The 14243-nt window shown below is 62.8% G+C and carries 17 protein-coding genes; 13 read left to right on the plus strand and 4 right to left on the minus strand.

Annotated features, from left to right (window positions below; all coding sequences use genetic code 11):
* Nucleotides 1–37: 37 nt before the first annotated feature.
* Nucleotides 38–844, plus strand: coding sequence for a glycerophosphodiester phosphodiesterase (locus SH412_RS24700; protein ID WP_336520702.1), 807 nt, complete (start codon nt 38–40; stop codon nt 842–844).
* A gap of 10 nt (nt 845–854) precedes the next feature.
* On the opposite strand, the gene SH412_RS24705 is transcribed toward SH412_RS24700, so the two are convergent.
* Nucleotides 855–1676 (minus strand): tetratricopeptide repeat protein, encoded by an 822-nt coding sequence (locus SH412_RS24705; RefSeq protein ID WP_336520703.1) that lies wholly within the window; start codon nt 1674–1676, stop codon nt 855–857.
* Nucleotides 1677–1707: 31 nt separating this feature from the next.
* Complete coding sequence (locus tag SH412_RS24710; RefSeq protein WP_336520704.1) at nt 1708–2196, minus strand: macro domain-containing protein; 489 nt, start codon at nt 2194–2196, stop codon at nt 1708–1710.
* Nucleotides 2197–2353: 157 nt separating this feature from the next.
* Here SH412_RS24710 and SH412_RS24715 point away from each other — a divergent pair, with 157 nt between their 5' ends.
* The 3 genes from SH412_RS24715 (at nt 2354) to def (ending at nt 4729) form a co-directional block, all read left to right on the plus strand.
* Nucleotides 2354–3181, plus strand: a complete 828-nt coding sequence (locus SH412_RS24715) for a serine aminopeptidase domain-containing protein (RefSeq protein WP_336520705.1) — start codon at nt 2354–2356, stop codon at nt 3179–3181.
* Between the two features lie 405 nt (nt 3182–3586).
* Nucleotides 3587–3967 (plus strand): hypothetical protein, encoded by a 381-nt coding sequence (locus SH412_RS24720; protein WP_336520706.1) that lies wholly within the window; start codon nt 3587–3589, stop codon nt 3965–3967.
* A gap of 186 nt (nt 3968–4153) precedes the next feature.
* Complete coding sequence (gene def / locus SH412_RS24725; protein WP_336520707.1) at nt 4154–4729, plus strand: peptide deformylase; 576 nt, start codon at nt 4154–4156, stop codon at nt 4727–4729.
* Between the two features lie 155 nt (nt 4730–4884).
* On the opposite strand, the gene ahcY is transcribed toward def, so the two are convergent.
* Nucleotides 4885–6201: an adenosylhomocysteinase gene (ahcY, locus tag SH412_RS24730; protein ID WP_336520708.1), complete on the minus strand. Its 1317-nt coding sequence runs from the start codon at nt 6199–6201 to the stop codon at nt 4885–4887.
* 554 nt (nt 6202–6755) lie between these two features.
* On the opposite strand from ahcY, the gene SH412_RS24735 reads away from it, so the two are divergent.
* The 6 genes from SH412_RS24735 to SH412_RS24760 all read left to right on the plus strand — a co-directional run bounded on the left by SH412_RS24735 (nt 6756) and on the right by SH412_RS24760 (nt 10630).
* Nucleotides 6756–6923 carry a hypothetical protein gene (locus SH412_RS24735; protein ID WP_336520709.1) on the plus strand — a complete coding sequence of 56 codons (168 nt, stop codon included), beginning with the start codon at nt 6756–6758 and terminating at the stop codon, nt 6921–6923.
* A 94-nt stretch (nt 6924–7017) separates the two neighbouring features.
* Nucleotides 7018–7368, plus strand: a complete 351-nt coding sequence (locus SH412_RS24740) for a DUF2335 domain-containing protein (protein WP_336520710.1) — start codon at nt 7018–7020, stop codon at nt 7366–7368.
* A 140-nt stretch (nt 7369–7508) separates the two neighbouring features.
* A complete protein-coding gene (locus SH412_RS24745) occupies nt 7509–8051 on the plus strand; it encodes a hypothetical protein (RefSeq protein WP_336520711.1) in 543 nt (180 codons plus the stop codon).
* Nucleotides 8052–8598: 547 nt separating this feature from the next.
* Nucleotides 8599–9231, plus strand: a complete 633-nt coding sequence (locus SH412_RS24750; RefSeq protein ID WP_336520712.1) for a ParB N-terminal domain-containing protein — start codon at nt 8599–8601, stop codon at nt 9229–9231.
* Nucleotides 9224–10006 carry a hypothetical protein gene (locus SH412_RS24755; protein WP_336520713.1) on the plus strand — a complete coding sequence of 261 codons (783 nt, stop codon included), beginning with the start codon at nt 9224–9226 and terminating at the stop codon, nt 10004–10006. Before SH412_RS24750 ends, SH412_RS24755 begins: the two co-directional genes overlap by 8 nt.
* Before the next feature lie 51 nt (nt 10007–10057).
* A complete protein-coding gene (locus SH412_RS24760) occupies nt 10058–10630 on the plus strand; it encodes an AAA family ATPase (protein WP_336520714.1) in 573 nt (190 codons plus the stop codon).
* Nucleotides 10631–10908: 278 nt separating this feature from the next.
* On the opposite strand, the gene SH412_RS24765 is transcribed toward SH412_RS24760, so the two are convergent.
* Entirely contained in the window at nt 10909–11424 is a 516-nt protein-coding gene (locus SH412_RS24765) for a hypothetical protein (protein WP_336520715.1), read from the minus strand.
* A 225-nt stretch (nt 11425–11649) separates the two neighbouring features.
* Between SH412_RS24765 and SH412_RS24770 the strand changes: the two genes are divergently transcribed.
* From SH412_RS24770 to SH412_RS24780, 3 genes are all read left to right on the plus strand, one after another.
* The gene (locus tag SH412_RS24770; protein WP_336520716.1) at nt 11650–12525 is read left to right on the plus strand and encodes a leucine-rich repeat domain-containing protein; all 876 of its coding nucleotides are present in this window, start codon (nt 11650–11652) and stop codon (nt 12523–12525) included.
* 102 nt (nt 12526–12627) lie between these two features.
* Nucleotides 12628–13620: a hypothetical protein gene (locus tag SH412_RS24775; RefSeq protein WP_336520717.1), complete on the plus strand. Its 993-nt coding sequence runs from the start codon at nt 12628–12630 to the stop codon at nt 13618–13620.
* A 151-nt stretch (nt 13621–13771) separates the two neighbouring features.
* A complete protein-coding gene (locus SH412_RS24780) occupies nt 13772–14236 on the plus strand; it encodes an SUKH-3 domain-containing protein (RefSeq protein WP_336520718.1) in 465 nt (154 codons plus the stop codon).
* The last annotated feature ends 7 nt before the right edge of the window (nt 14237–14243 follow it).

Below are 14243 nucleotides of genomic sequence, written 5' to 3' on the forward strand. Positions count from 1 at the left end.
ATGGTACGAAGTGCCGCTGTTTCGGGATCGAACCGCGATGCATCGATGGACTTTCCTCCGGGCCGCTTTCATCCTGTTGCTGATCGGCCCGGTTGCCGCCGCGGAGCCGCCGCATGTCGTCGCCCATCGCGGACTGCGGCGGCACGCCCCGGAGAACACCCGGGCCGCCTTCCAAAGTTGCCTGACGCTGCAGTTCGGCTTCGAGTTCGACGTCCAGCGTTCGAAGGACGGGCAACTGATCTGCCTGCACGACAAGACCCTCGACCGCACGACGAATGGCCGCGGACCGGCGGCGGCGCAGACGCTCGCCGACCTGCAGCAGCTCGACGCCGGCCGATGGTTTGACCCCTCTTTTGCCGGCGAGAAGATTCCGACAATTGCCAAAGTGCTCGATCTCGTCCAGGCGAGTTCCTCCCCCACGGCCCTGATGGCGGTCGATCTGAAGGACGCGGCCCACGAGGTCGGCGCGGAAGTCGTCCGCATGGCGGCGGAACGCAAGGTTCTCGACCGACTTCTGTTTATCGGCGCGACGATTCAGTCCCGCGAACTGCGGGAAAGTCTGCGAGCAGCTTCCCGAAACACTCACACGGCCCGCCTGGTGGAGAAGATCGAGGATCTGCCGACGGATCTCGACGACGCCACAGCCGACTGGATGTATTTGCGCGTGATCCCGTCGGCAGCCGATGTCGAGAAAATTCACGCCCGGGGCAAGCGAGTCTTCGTGGCGGGTGCGAACTATGCGGGGCACGAAGAGGCCCACTGGGCTGCGGTCACCCGCGCAGGCGTCGATGCGATCCTGACGGACTATCCGCTGGAGCTGCGGAGGATGCTGCGGGCGAAGTGATGGCGACGGTTCACTCGGTCGGCTCCTTCGCGGACTCGCGATATTGATCGACCAGTTCATCCACATCGACGTTGCGCCAGAAGTTCAGCACAGGATCGGGATCGCTACCCGAAAGCTTACCCGTCGCCACGTCTTGCTGAATGTTCATCGCGAAATGTCGAGCACCAAAGGGCCACCGCAGCACGGCAGTCTTGAGTGTCTCAACGGCTTCCTCCGTGCGACCAGCAGTGCCGTATACCGTTCCAAGCCCGTCCCAGGCGAAATAGTTGCCAGGGTTGCTACCTCGCGCCGACAGACTGTCCGGGCCGCTGAGAGGCTCTCCAGGAAATATCTCCGTCGCTCGTCGCAGAAGCCGAATCTGCTCCGGGCACGACCTCGTATTATCTGCCATTGCGATCAGATGGGCGGCAAGCAGACGACGCGGAAAACCACTTTCGACAGGTTCGCCAAGATCGACAACCCGCAACAGGTTGTCGTGTCCAGATTCGGTACATGGCGAACGGCGGAGCGTCGCCAGATGAAGAACAATCTGGTCCGCGGATTCCATGCAGCCACCGACGTTTTCATCGACCCGGATCGATTTCTCGAACTTCATATAGCCGGTGATTGCCATCAGCAGACCATGGCATGGCCCTCCCAGATCGACGGGAACGTCGACGAATTCGATATTGGGAAGATTCCAGCGTTCCATCCCGTGACAGTGGACCCACAGTCGGTCTCCAGTGTCGTTGAGAACGGCATGGCAATCGAGCCAGCCACGAGGATGCCGCGGCGCGATGATGCGCCACATCAGCTGCACCAGTGTCCCATGGATGCGATGCCACTCGATCATGCCCAAGGCCTCGCTTTTGTGTCGGAGGAAACTATTCCACCATCGATTCCAGCACCCGCGCAAACGCCGCATAACTGCCGGCATCGAACAGCACGAACCGGACTCGGAGCGCGGCCTTCGTTTCGACAAGGAACTTCCTGACTTCGTCCAGCGAGTGCTCCGCGGCCAGATCGATGGGGAAGCCGTAGATCCCGGTGCTAATGGCCGGAAATGCAATCGACTGGCACTGATGCTCGACGGCCAGCTCCAGGCACCGCCGATGCGCCGACCGCAGCAGCGTTCCCTCGCCGGCATGCCCCCCCTGCCAGACGGGGCCGACGGCGTGAAAGATCCAGCGCGCCGCAAGTTCGCCGCCTCCCGTCGCCACGGCGTTCCCGGTCGGACAACCGTCGGGATACTTCTGCTCAATCTCCTCCTCGACCGCCGGACCCGCGGCGCGATGAATGGCCCCGCAGACGCCGCCTCCAACCGCCAGATGGGAGTTCGCCGCGTTGACGATGGCGTCAACATTCTGCGTCACCAGATTCCCCTGAGCCAGTTCCAGCGTTCCGGGACCGAATTGGACCTTAATGGAGGAACTCCGTCGCCGACTTCTGACGTGGGATGGTCGCCGCAGCGCCCGCTGCCTACGATTGACCGGTCCTGCCAGAGTACCCCCCCCTGCTGCAAAATGCGAAATGTCCGTCACCGCGACTCAACGAGCTTCCCTTCTTCAGCGGTGGTGGCGCGGCCTCACCACCTGCCTGACATTCCTCGTCGCCCCGCTCGGTCGACTGCTCGGCGGACGCTGGATTCGCCGAGTCGAACCGGAGCGGCTGGAGCATGGGCTCCTCCTCGTCCTGCCCGGCATTGAGTCTCAAAGCTTTCTCAATATCTCGATCTTTAACGGCCTGCTTGATTCCGGAATCCCGCACGCCATCGAAATCTTCGACTGGACCACCGGCTGGAACCCGCTGTTCCTCTATCACCTGCGCGGCTGGCGGCGGAATCGCCGCATGGTGGAGCAACTCGCCCGTCGCATCCAGGACTACCAGCGCGATTACCCCGGCCGACCGGTCTGGCTCATCGGACACTCGGGGGGCGGGGCGATCAGCGTCCTGGCGGCAGAGTCGCTGCCGGAGATCGCGGCCATTTCCGGCTTGATTCTGCTCGGCCCCGCGCTGTCTCCAAGCTACCCATTGAACCTGGCCCTGCAGCGAACACAACACGGCATCTGGAACTTCTATTCACGCGGCGACTGGCTGTTCCTGGGGTTGGGCACGCTCGTCTGTGGAACGCTCGACGGACGCCACACGCCGGCTGCAGGATTCGTAGGGTTTCGATCGCCCCCTGAAACGCCGGCCGATCACCCCTCGCTCGTCCAGATTCCCTACGACCTAAGAATGCTCCTGGCGTTCAACGCCGGCGGCCACTTCGGCTGTGCAAACCGGGTCTTTGTCGCCGAGCATGTCGCTCCGATTCTTCGGCGGTCGCACGGCGTCGAAAAACTTTTCGAAGGTCCGTAAGACGTGGGTGGCCGGGGCAGGAGCGTCTTCGCAATGCCTCGGAGCACTCGAAGACCGGGCCTTCTGTTCGGCCCAGCCGCGGCACCTGATTCACGATCCGCGGCGCCCATCGACCGTTTCCCGAACCCGTTTCACGATGCTTCGTTCGCGGCTCCGGCGTGGAACTCCGCGTGGAACGGACCGCCCCGACCCGGCGACTGGGGAACTTGAGGAAAAAGCGGTTTCACGGCGATTTTTTGCGGGTTTGATCTTCTCGACCGACTCTCGCGTTCGCTATACCTCCCGCCGCGTTGAGCGGGAATTCAGCGGCGATCAAACCGGTCTCTCCCCCGGTGCCAGGCCAGACGCAAGCTCCACATCCCCTCGAATTACTCCCGTCACTGTTCGGTCAATGAAGGGTCGATCATGTTGAAGCGTTCCGCTGTCCTGTTCGCCGGACTGTCTCTCGTCAGCTCGCTCGCGGGCTGCTGCTGCGGACTCGGTCAGAACCGCTGCAATCCCTGTGGCGGCGCTTACTACGCCCCCAGCACGGGAGGCTGCTCCCCCTGCCAGCCCAACTACGGCGGGCAACCGATCGGGGCCAGCTTTGGCGCTGACTACAGCGGCATGGCCGCGGTCGAGTCGATGAGCGCGCCGACCATCGCCGCCAGCCCGACTCCGATCTACGCATCGGCCGCGGCGCCGACGTATGCCGGACCGACCGTGACCTCAGGTTACGCATCGCCCGGCATGGCCTATCCGACCACCGCCTCGGTTCCGCTGCAGTCGCTGCCGACTCACTACTAAGCGAACCGGCCGCACGACTAATACGAAGATCATGTCGGGGCCCTGCGGCACGATCGGCCGCCGCAGCGACAGCCACGCGGGCGCCTGGCCCGCCACCACTGTCCACGCTCGCAGAATGGAACGTGATGACATAGAATTCCGGTTTCGCCAGCGGTTGCTGGCGACTCCCGGAGAATTCTGGTCGTCATGGAAATCGTTCAGTATCCGCATCCGGCCCTGCGCTGGAAGTCGAAGCCAGTTCAGGAGATCAACGCCGATCTGCGCAAGGTCGTGGCGGAGATGTTCGAGCTGATGTACGCCTCCAAGGGGATCGGCCTCGCCGCCAATCAGGTGGCGCTTCCCTGGCGGCTGTTTCTCATCAACCTCACGGGCGACCCCGCCGAGAAGGACGAGGAATTCGTCTTTCTCAACCCCGAAATCCTCCGACGCAAGGGGACGGTGGAAGGCGAAGAAGGTTGCCTGAGCTTTCCAGGGCTCTACGGCCCCGTCCGTCGCGCATCCGACATCGTCGTCGAAGCCTTCGATCTGAGCGGCGAGGCGTTCGAGTTCACGCTCGACGACCTCGGCGCCCGCGCCGTCCAGCATGAGGCCGATCACCTCGACGGCGTCCTGTTCATCGACCGCATGATCGACTCCGCCCGCCGCAGCGCCGATCCGATGATCGCAGACTTCGAATCCCGCTTCCGCAAACTCCAGGCGGAAGGCAAGACGCCGGGCGACGAGGAACTGAAGCGACAGCTCGCAGAGCTGGAACCGAAGTAATTTCCCGGTTTACGATTCCAAGCTCCGCCTGGTTCGCCCTGGGACATCCAAAGGCGCAGACCTCCCCTGAAACATAACCCGCCAGGCGTACAGAAAAGAGCCCCGCAGGATTGCACCCGCGGGGCTCTTCAGTTTCACACATGCCCTTCGCCGGCTTAGTACCGGTAGTGGTCCGGCTTGAACGGGCCGTTGACCGGCACGCCCAGGTACTCGGCCTGCTTCGGCGTCAGCTTCGTCAGCTTGACTCCCAGCTTGTCGAGGTGCAGCCGGGCGACTTCTTCGTCCAGCTCCTTCGGCAGCCGGTGCACGCCGACTTCGTACTTGTCCGGCTCCGTCCAGAGGGCGAGCTGGGCCAGCGTCTGGTTCGTGAAGCTGTTCGACATCACGAACGACGGGTGCCCCGTCGCACAGCCCAGATTCACCAGCCGGCCTTCGGCAAGAATGATGATCCCCTTGCCGTCCGGGAAGACGAACCGGTCGACCTGCGGCTTGATCTCGATCTTCTGGATATCCTTCCGGCCGGTCAGATAAGCGACTTCGATTTCCGAGTCGAAGTGGCCGATGTTGCAGACGATGGCATCGTTCTTCATCGCGTCGAGGTGCTCGCGACGGATGACCCCTTCGCAGCCGGTGGCGGTGACGAAGATGTCGGCGAATGGAGCGACTTCTTCCAGCGTCGTCACCTGGAAGCCTTCCATTGAGGCCTGCAGCGCGCAGATCGGGTCGATCTCGGTCACGACCACGCGGGCCCCCAGGCCCTTCATCGCGTCGGCGCTCCCCTTGCCTACGTCGCCGTAGCCGCAGATCACGACCACCTTGCCGGCGATCATGATGTCGGTCGCGCGCTTGATGCCGTCGGCGAGCGACTCGCGGCAACCGTAGAGGTTGTCGAACTTGCTCTTGGTGCAGCTATCGTTGACGTTGATGGCGGGAACAGCCAGACGGCCTTCCTTGTGCATGTGATACAGGCGATGCACGCCGGTCGTGGTTTCTTCCGACAGCCCCTTGATGCCGCCGAGCAGCTCGGGGAACTTGTCGTGCACCATGACGGTCAAATCGCCGCCGTCGTCGAGAATCAGGTTCAACGGCTGACCGTCCGGGAAGTAGAGAGTCTGCTCGATGCACCAGTCGAACTCTTCGTTGTTCATCCCCTTCCAGGCGTAGACCGGCACGCCCGTGGCGGCGATGGCGGCGGCCGCATGGTCCTGCGTCGAGAAGATATTGCAGCTCGACCACTGGACTTCGGCCCCGAGCGCCGTCAGCGTCTCGATCAGCACCGCCGTCTGAATCGTCATGTGCAGGCAGCCGGCGATCCGGGCGCCCTTCAACGGCTTTGAAGCGCCGTACTTGGCGCGGAGCGCCATCAGGCCAGGCATTTCATTCTCGGCGAGCTGGATCTCTTTGCGACCCCACTCGGCCAGAGACATGTCCTTGACTTTGTACGGGAGCTTCTTCTGAGTCGCCGTCGACATCCGCATATCCTCCAGAGAAATGATTTCGCAGCCGCCCACCGGCGGGGTCGCACCTGCCTCACACACCTGCGGCGACCGATCAAGATCCGTAGATCTATCAGCCCTAACAGATTACGGCGTCCGAGGACCTCCCGCAACCAGCAGCCGACGGAGGAGTCTATCCGGTGCGGCGAACCGCACGGGGAGGCCAATGGCGAGCGTGTGGCCGAGTGTTGCTGCCGTCGGGTCGCTGGCGACCGTGCTGAGAGACAATCCGAAGGTCGCCGCATCAGCCGACCGGCTGGCAGCTTACGTCGTTCAACGTCAAGTTCAGGGGCGATCTCGGCCGATGGTGGTTGAAAGCGGTCGCAATTGTCATAGACTGATTGAGATGCGTCGACTACAGTCCGCTCCTCGGAGCGAACCAGACAGGTCGCTGAATGTCTGACCCGATCGAAGGATTCGCCAGGCGTCGAGTCTTTCAAGAGCGGCTTCTCACGAAATCCTGAAAAATCATGGGCGATTTTTCGACATACCTGTTCGCGCAGCCTTCCTTTTCCGAAGGGGTGGGACGCGTGTTGGACTTTGGAGACACGCTGACGGTTTACAATACGTCAGCCTCTCCTGACGAAGCCGACGCGATGGCGCTTCGCATGGATTTCGAGGCTGTGGGCGCCGACCTCCGTCTTGCGATTGAAGGAACCGGTTGTGGGGCGAGGCAGCAGCTCCCGACGCCGCGCTGAAATCGCTCCGGCTCGACGGGAACCGTCCATTCACGCATCGGAACCCGCTCGCTCCGAGGTTCCCGCGAACATTTCCGTTTCACACGTCTCGCAGATGTCCTATCAGGGACCGATTCCTCCGGCCCACATGCTGGAGGAATACGAGGCGGTCGTTCCCGGATCAGCCAAGCAAATCATCGAGATCTTCGTCGAGCAGGCACGCCATCGCATGCGAATGGAAGCCGGCGTGACCGAAGGAGCGACGAAGCGGGCCTGGTCCGGTTTCTCGCTCGGAGTCATCGGTCTGCTGTCCGGCGGCATCCTTGTCGCCCTGAATCACGACACTGCCGGTTCGCTTCTCGCTGGCGGTTCGCTGGTCAGCCTGGTTGGCGTGTTCATTTTCGGCACGAACTCCCAGCGCCGGGAGCGCCTCGAAAAGCACAAGCAGGCTCAACCGAAACGATGATGCTCGCACTCCCCCTCGCTCGCCGAGATTGACTCCCCTGCGCGACCGCGCAACGATGCGGGGGCGTCGTGTCGGATTCGCCGCGGCCGGCCGTCTCGACCGGCGGGTCTGAGGTCCTGTCCCCTCCGGAAGAAATCCCCATGTCCATCGACCCCCAAGCCCTCGCCGACCTGACTCTGAAAATGGACGAAGTCGGCCTGCCCGATCCGGAGGCAGCGGCCCGGGAAGAACTGGAATCGGGCGAACCAATCCTGGCGACCCACTCGTTCCTCAAGTGGCTGACCGACGAAATTGTGCCGGCGGGGGATCAGCGCTGGATCGACTGGGCCCTGAAGCATCCCGAGCACAACCCGGGGCTGGCCCCGGCCCTGGAAAAACTTCTCGGCGCAGGGGTGGACCGGGACGCGCTGACGACGCTGGTCCGCGTGATGCAGTTCCGCATCTGCGACCACGTCTGCTACATGCTCGACCAGGTGGCGATGCCCGGCGAAGTCCCGATCCAGGACTTCGCCGTCTACCACGTGGGAGGGGGAAACTCGCCGACGACGGACAAACCGATCGCCCGGCTGGAGGGCCTGCACGAGCTGATCGGAGAATGGGATCCGGAGTCGGAGAGCGAGTCGGAAGAGTCGGGTGACGAGATTGACGAAAATGATCTGGAGGAGATGGAGGAGGATGAGTGACGTCTCTCCGCAATTGAGCGCCTCGGCTGGACTGTTCACAGGCCGGCGGGGCTCTTCGCGATGAAGGGAACGAGCCGGAATCAATCGCCGGCATCGATTCTGAGACGTTGAGTCTCGGTCTTGTCCCCTCGCCCGCATTCTGATGTGGGAGAGGGCCAGGGTGAAGGTGCCTTCCTCCTCCAGTGAGAGATCCAAAACACCCTCACCCGATCCCTCTCCCAACGAAGACGTCCGGAGAGGGGACCGGAGGCGCGCGCCTCATCCTTGGCTGGTGATTCAGGTGGCCCCACGAGGCTCGTTGGCCGCTGCCCCCGCGATGCGTTCTCAGCAAACCGACTCCGCCGGCCAGGCTGCGAGTCGTCTGCGCCCGTTCCTCAAGCGGAACGCCATTTTTCGAAAAATGGCCGTTGACTTGTGAATGACATCACGTATAGTCTGTTCGCCAGTGTACTCCTGGCGTCGGCGACAGTGCATTGAGCCGATCCGCCGGACGGACCAGTGGGCGGTTCGCTGGTGGATCTGCCGGCGGAACGGTGCGGAGATTTCCATGAGAGATCGAATCAAGGAATTCCGGCGAGTCCCCGCCCGGGAGCTGCTGGCGAACAAAAAGAACTGGCAGCGGCACCCCGAGCGCCAGCGGGCCGCCTTGCAGGCGATTGTGGCGGAAGTCGGGTTTGCGTCGGCCGTGGTCGCCTGCGAGACCCCCAGCGGCCTGGTGCTGATCGACGGGCATGCCCGAGTCGAAGGCGCCCAGCCCGACGATCTGCTGCCGACGCTGGTGCTCGATGTCGATGCGGCCGATGCCGACAAGCTGCTCGCGGCGATGGATGCGATCGCGAAAATGGCCGAGCGGGACGATGTCGCCCTCGCGGAACTGCTCGAATCCGTGACGTTTGAAGACGCGAATCTCCGCCGGATGGTCGCCGACCTGGATGCACTGCACGCCGGGGAACTGGAAGCTCCCGTCGAGGGGGAGCTGGAGTGCGAGCTGGCACTCCGGCCGCATGAACACTACGACTACCTGGTCGTGCTGGCGCGGACCACGCGCGAGTGGAACATTCTCTGCGATCTGCTGCAGATCGGCAGCAGCGTTTTCGACAAGGGGCGCGGCCGGACGAAGATCGGCTTCGGGCGGGCGATTTCCGCGGACAAGGTGATCGAAAGGTTGCACCGTGAGTGATTCGCTGAAAGTGATCGTTCCCAGCCGGAGGCGGACGGGCAACATGCGGCGGATCCTCGCCCTCCTGCCCGAGGCGCTGATCTGCGTCGACGAACGGGAAGTCGCCGACTATCGGCCGCTGGTGCCCGAGCGGCAGTTGATTCCGCATCCGCCGACGGAGAACCTCCCCCAGGTCCGCAACTGGATCATCAAAAACATTGACTGCCGGTGCCAGGTGCAGGTCGACGACGACCTGAAGCGGGTGTTGATCTCGGACGGCTTCTCGCAACGGGCCACGAAGGATCCCGACGAGATCCAGCAGATCCTCGTCAATGCAGCCAATATCTGCGCCGACGTCGGGATCGGCGCCTTCGCGTTCACCCGGCAGGCGAATCCTGCGCTCGCGCGACCGGATGAAGTTCCCTTCCGCCTGGTCTCGGCGATCTCGGCCACCTTCGGCATTCTCGGCCCGGCCCGCGACCGGCTGTTTGACGAACGGTTCCTCGGCCGGGACGACTTCGACTGGACCATGCGGACGCTGATCGAGGATCGGATCGTCTTTGTCGACAACCGCGTCTACTTCGACCACGGGCCCACGTTCGCAGGGCGCGGGGGCAATGTCGGGATCGTCGACCAGCGCGGATTCGACAACGCCTCGCGACTGCTCAAGCAGCTCTACGGCTCCGCGATCGAGTTCTCGGCGGTCCGTTTCGCGGCGAAGAAGAATGTCTCGGCCAACTCGAAAACGGGCATGGTGCTGCGGGTCGAACGCCGGCAGTCGAGTGTCTATTGCTGACAGATGCTGCGGTCCCGTGCGGGGATCGGGTCACATTCCAGGGAGATTGCGATGTCTCAGCTCCAGCGGACGCTGAATGATCTGGACCCGTTTGTGTGCGTTTCGGCGACGCAGAAGTGCATCCGGCGGGGGCTCGAACGGGAGGCGATGCAGTTCGCCGTCGAGATGGCGCGGACGTGCAAAGCCTACTTCTCCTGGATCTGCAACCGGATCGAAGTCTGCTCGCACGAGGACATCGGGCTCGCCGATCCGCAGGCCGTGCTGTTCGCGGCCCAGGCGATCGAGCAGGCCCGGCGGTTATACAAGCCGGAGCGGATGGGGGAGTCGATGATGATGGTGGGAAACGCCATCCGGGTCCTGTGCCGGGCGCAGAAATCCCGGGAAGGGGACCACTACACGGCGGTCTGCATGCTGAGAGCGGAGCTCGACGCCTTCGTCCCCGAGATCCCCGATTTCGCCTACGACCGCCACAGCCAGGAAGGCCGGCGGCGGGGACGGGGGATCGAGCATTTCCTGGCGGAAGGGGCGCAACTGCACCCGGCTCCGGTGGAGCAGGACCCGTATGCGGTGGAGGCGGTGGAGCTCTGGTTCCGGCAGGAACGGGAGAAGCAGCGGGTTTTGTGAGGATTGGTGGAAGGGCCGGAATGCGCGATCAATTTCGTCGCTTCCCGTCGACACCCCGTCGCCTCGTGACTTATGGCATCGACGCAGTCAATTCGGTACGTTGCTCTGCAGGTACACTCAGACGGCGATTGAATCGAGCCTCATTGAGAGACTTTGATGATCAACCTGCGTCTATGGAGCAATCGATGCTGGAAGGTCTCGACGGCATTGAGTGGGATCAACTGACTCATGCCTACGGCCAGGCAGACGGAATCCCGGACAGGATTCGGGCTCTGCGATCATCCGATCCCGCCGACTGGGTCCGGGCGATCGGCGATCTGTACGATACGTTGTGTCATCAGATGTGCTCGATCTATCCGGCCACTCTTCCGGCGATTCCGTTTCTGATCGAACTGCTGGGAGATCGAACCCTTCGCTGCCGTGGACGGATTCTCGAATTCCTGGCCGATGTCACATTCGTCGCAAATTGCAGGGCTGACGAGGATGGGGAGGACACGGACTCCGGCGATGGCAACGAGGGGTTTGATGGCGAAGGCTCCCTCGACGATCTGCACAGTCGCGCACGACAGGCGATCTGGGAAGGATTCGGCACGTATCTGATCCTGCTGTCTGATCTCGATGAACGCATCCGTGTCGTTGTACCGTACTTGCTGGGAACACTCGCAGGTGGTGACGTTCCAGCGGGTATGTCGATCGCGACAATTGCTTCTCGAATGCAAAGACAGTTCGTGGAAGAGCCCAATGAACTGGTCTGCGCCAGTCTGGTGTTCGGCCTGGCCTGCCTGACCGGGCATGACTGCGGAATCGGGCAATGGCTGGAGCAGCAGGTTTCCGACCCGCGTTCCAGCGCCTCCGTCCGGATGGCCGCCGCTCTGAGTCTGGCTGACGCAGAGTCCTCCGTCTCCGCTCCTGTCCTGGAAGTGCTCGTGAATGGACTCCAGGCCCCCGATGCAACCAATCGGGTCTTCAAATCCGATCAGCCCGAGATGGAAAGTCGGCACCATCCGATTGGCCGGGCGATGCTGCAGTACGAAGGTCGACTGGAGGAGGCAGACGACGACGGTCGCGACGAAGACATGAAGTTTCCCTGGAGCGGGCGATGGCAAAGCGGCTGGGTCACATTCCGCATTGTGGATGTCCTGTGCAGGCTGAAGCTTGAGAATGTCGACCGCCTTGTGCCGCTTCTTGTGCCGTATCTCGATCGGGCCAACGAATACACCGGTGATGATCTGGTTCTGCCGATCTTGAAGCTTGTTCTTGGCGACAGAAAGCTCTCGCCGACGACAAGAATTGAAGAACTTTCAGCGGCGGAAAGGATCGTGTTGCTGCACGTGTTCAACAATTTGCAGCTGTGGGCCACAAACATGCATCAGCACATGTTCGAGGTCACGGGACTGGGGAACCGCCGAGCAGATTGGGCACGAATTCTAGGAATTGATGCCGGATTCTCCGATGTGCGGATCCGGGAGATTCTTCGTCAGAAGGTGCAGGAGCAACGAGCCTCCGGACTGGGCGACGTCCAGGAGATCCGCCTTTGCCGTATCGGTTCGGCTCAGTTCCTGCCTCATCTGCGAGCCTGTGCGAATCTGAAAACGCTTGATTTCGCTGACACGTCCCTCGTTGACAGCGACCTGGAGCAATTTGCTGAATTTGAAAAGCTCCAGTACTTGCGATTGAATAACACGTTCATCACAGACGCAGGCATCAAGCAGCTCGCGGCCTTGTCGAAGCTGGAAGAGATCTATCTCCCGGGAACTGGAGTCACCGACACCTGCCTCGAATTCCTTGGATGCCTGCCGAGACTCAAATACGTCTCGCTGTCCAATACCGCCGTGACTGCAGAGGCCGCCCGGGAGTTCATGGAACAGCACCCGGGCTGTCGCATCAGCCGGTGAGGCCTGGGAGCGCGGGTGGTTGACGGGGATAAAACGCCGATTTGCGACTGAATGCGAAGGCGACGTGACCGGTCTTTTCACCGCGGAGGAACACCAGTGGGAGTGCGGAAACCGAAGCCAATTCCGTTTGAGGAAGTGGTCCGGCCGATCGGCGACAATCCGCTGGACATAAGCCGCCGGCTGGACTTTGCGGACTGGCTGGCGGCGAACGGCCACCGGGAGCGGGCGGCGTGGTTTCGTCGCTGCTGCGGCGACTGTCAGTACGTGCGCGATCTTCGGGTCGGCTTCGCGAATATCGAGCGGTCCATGGTGGCCTGCACCTGCGCCGATCCGCTCTGGCGTCCGCAGCAGAAGCTCGCCGCGATTCTGCCGGACTGGTGGCGGACCGCGCCCGATCCCTCGGGGCATCAGCACTTACACTTCGGCCGGATCGTGATCGGCGAATTGGGAGACCCGCGCTGGCTCGCCGAGGGGAACTGGCTGGAGCGTGCGTGGCGGGACGGCTGGCTCGAACTGCTGAGGCTGTCCCCCCGGGACGAAGAACAGTTCCGCCGGATGGCCGATGTTTGCGAAGCGTGCCCCGGCGCGCCGTTCCAGCTCGATACGACGCGGACGTGGTGCGACAGCGCGCCGGAGGAACCCTACCGCCGCATCCTGCCGTTGGCCGGTTTGCAGGGGCTGATCCTGAGCCCGAGCGAACTGTCGATGACCGCGCTGCGGGACTTTGCGGAAACCGCGCCGAACCTGCGCTACCTGGAGCTGCTGGGCCTGCACAAGCAGGAGCCGTCGCTCCGGGCGCTGGAACAGTTGCCGCACCTGACCCATCTTCGGAGCCTGCTGATCGGTACGTCGCACCCCGACGACGATTCGATGAAATTCGTCACAGCGACGCAGCGAGTCGAGTTTCTCGGGCTGTTCGGCAAGCACTTGAATGATCGGGCGCTGGAACGGATCCCCGAGATGCCGGCCCTGCGGTATCTGGCGATGGACGTGCCCGGCGTGAGCCGGGCGACGATCGAGCGACTGCGACGCGAGTGCCCGCGGCTGACGATCCATGTTGAACGGGACATGCGGGATCGGATTGGGCCGGCGTGATCCTTCGCGCGGCGCGGGCCAACGGGAATGTCCGGCGTCTGTGCAGATGGTATGGTTGCCAATCCGAGGTCGGGGTGGCAGTGCTCTCGATCACAGGCAGGCTACGTAATGAATATCACGCTCTCCACAGCCGCCCGCCCTTACTTCCTTAATGCTGGCTGGTCGCCGGGTCGCAGTCGAAGACATTTCGTCTGACCACCCTGCGTTCGACATCCTCGAGCAGTTTTCCGGGCTGCATGTCGGAGCAGGCCCGGATGGCGAGATGCTCGAAGAGATCTTCAACGACATTTGCTTCGAGCCCGCACGGAACGACGACCCTGTCGTGCTGCGGTGGTCCGAGCTGCTCGATTCCGCGCTCGTCGGCTTCGCCGAATGCCATCACCGGCACGGAGCGCTGTTCGTCAGCGCCGACGGCCGCGTCTTCTGCCAGAGCTACATGCACGACGCCTTCGCGTACCAGGCCGACGACTTCCAGACCGCCATCGACGGACTGCTCTTCGGCGTTCGCTCAAAACCCATGCTCCGCCCCGACCAGGAATCCGTCCGCTGGTACGGCATCCGCCACGAGCGCGGCAGCCTCGAGTTGTATGATTATGCGAAGGGGATTCGCGGTTAGCCATCGA

This window comes from Planctellipticum variicoloris (assembly GCF_030622045.1).
In the GTDB taxonomy this organism is placed as follows: domain Bacteria; phylum Planctomycetota; class Planctomycetia; order Planctomycetales; family Planctomycetaceae; genus Planctellipticum; species Planctellipticum variicoloris.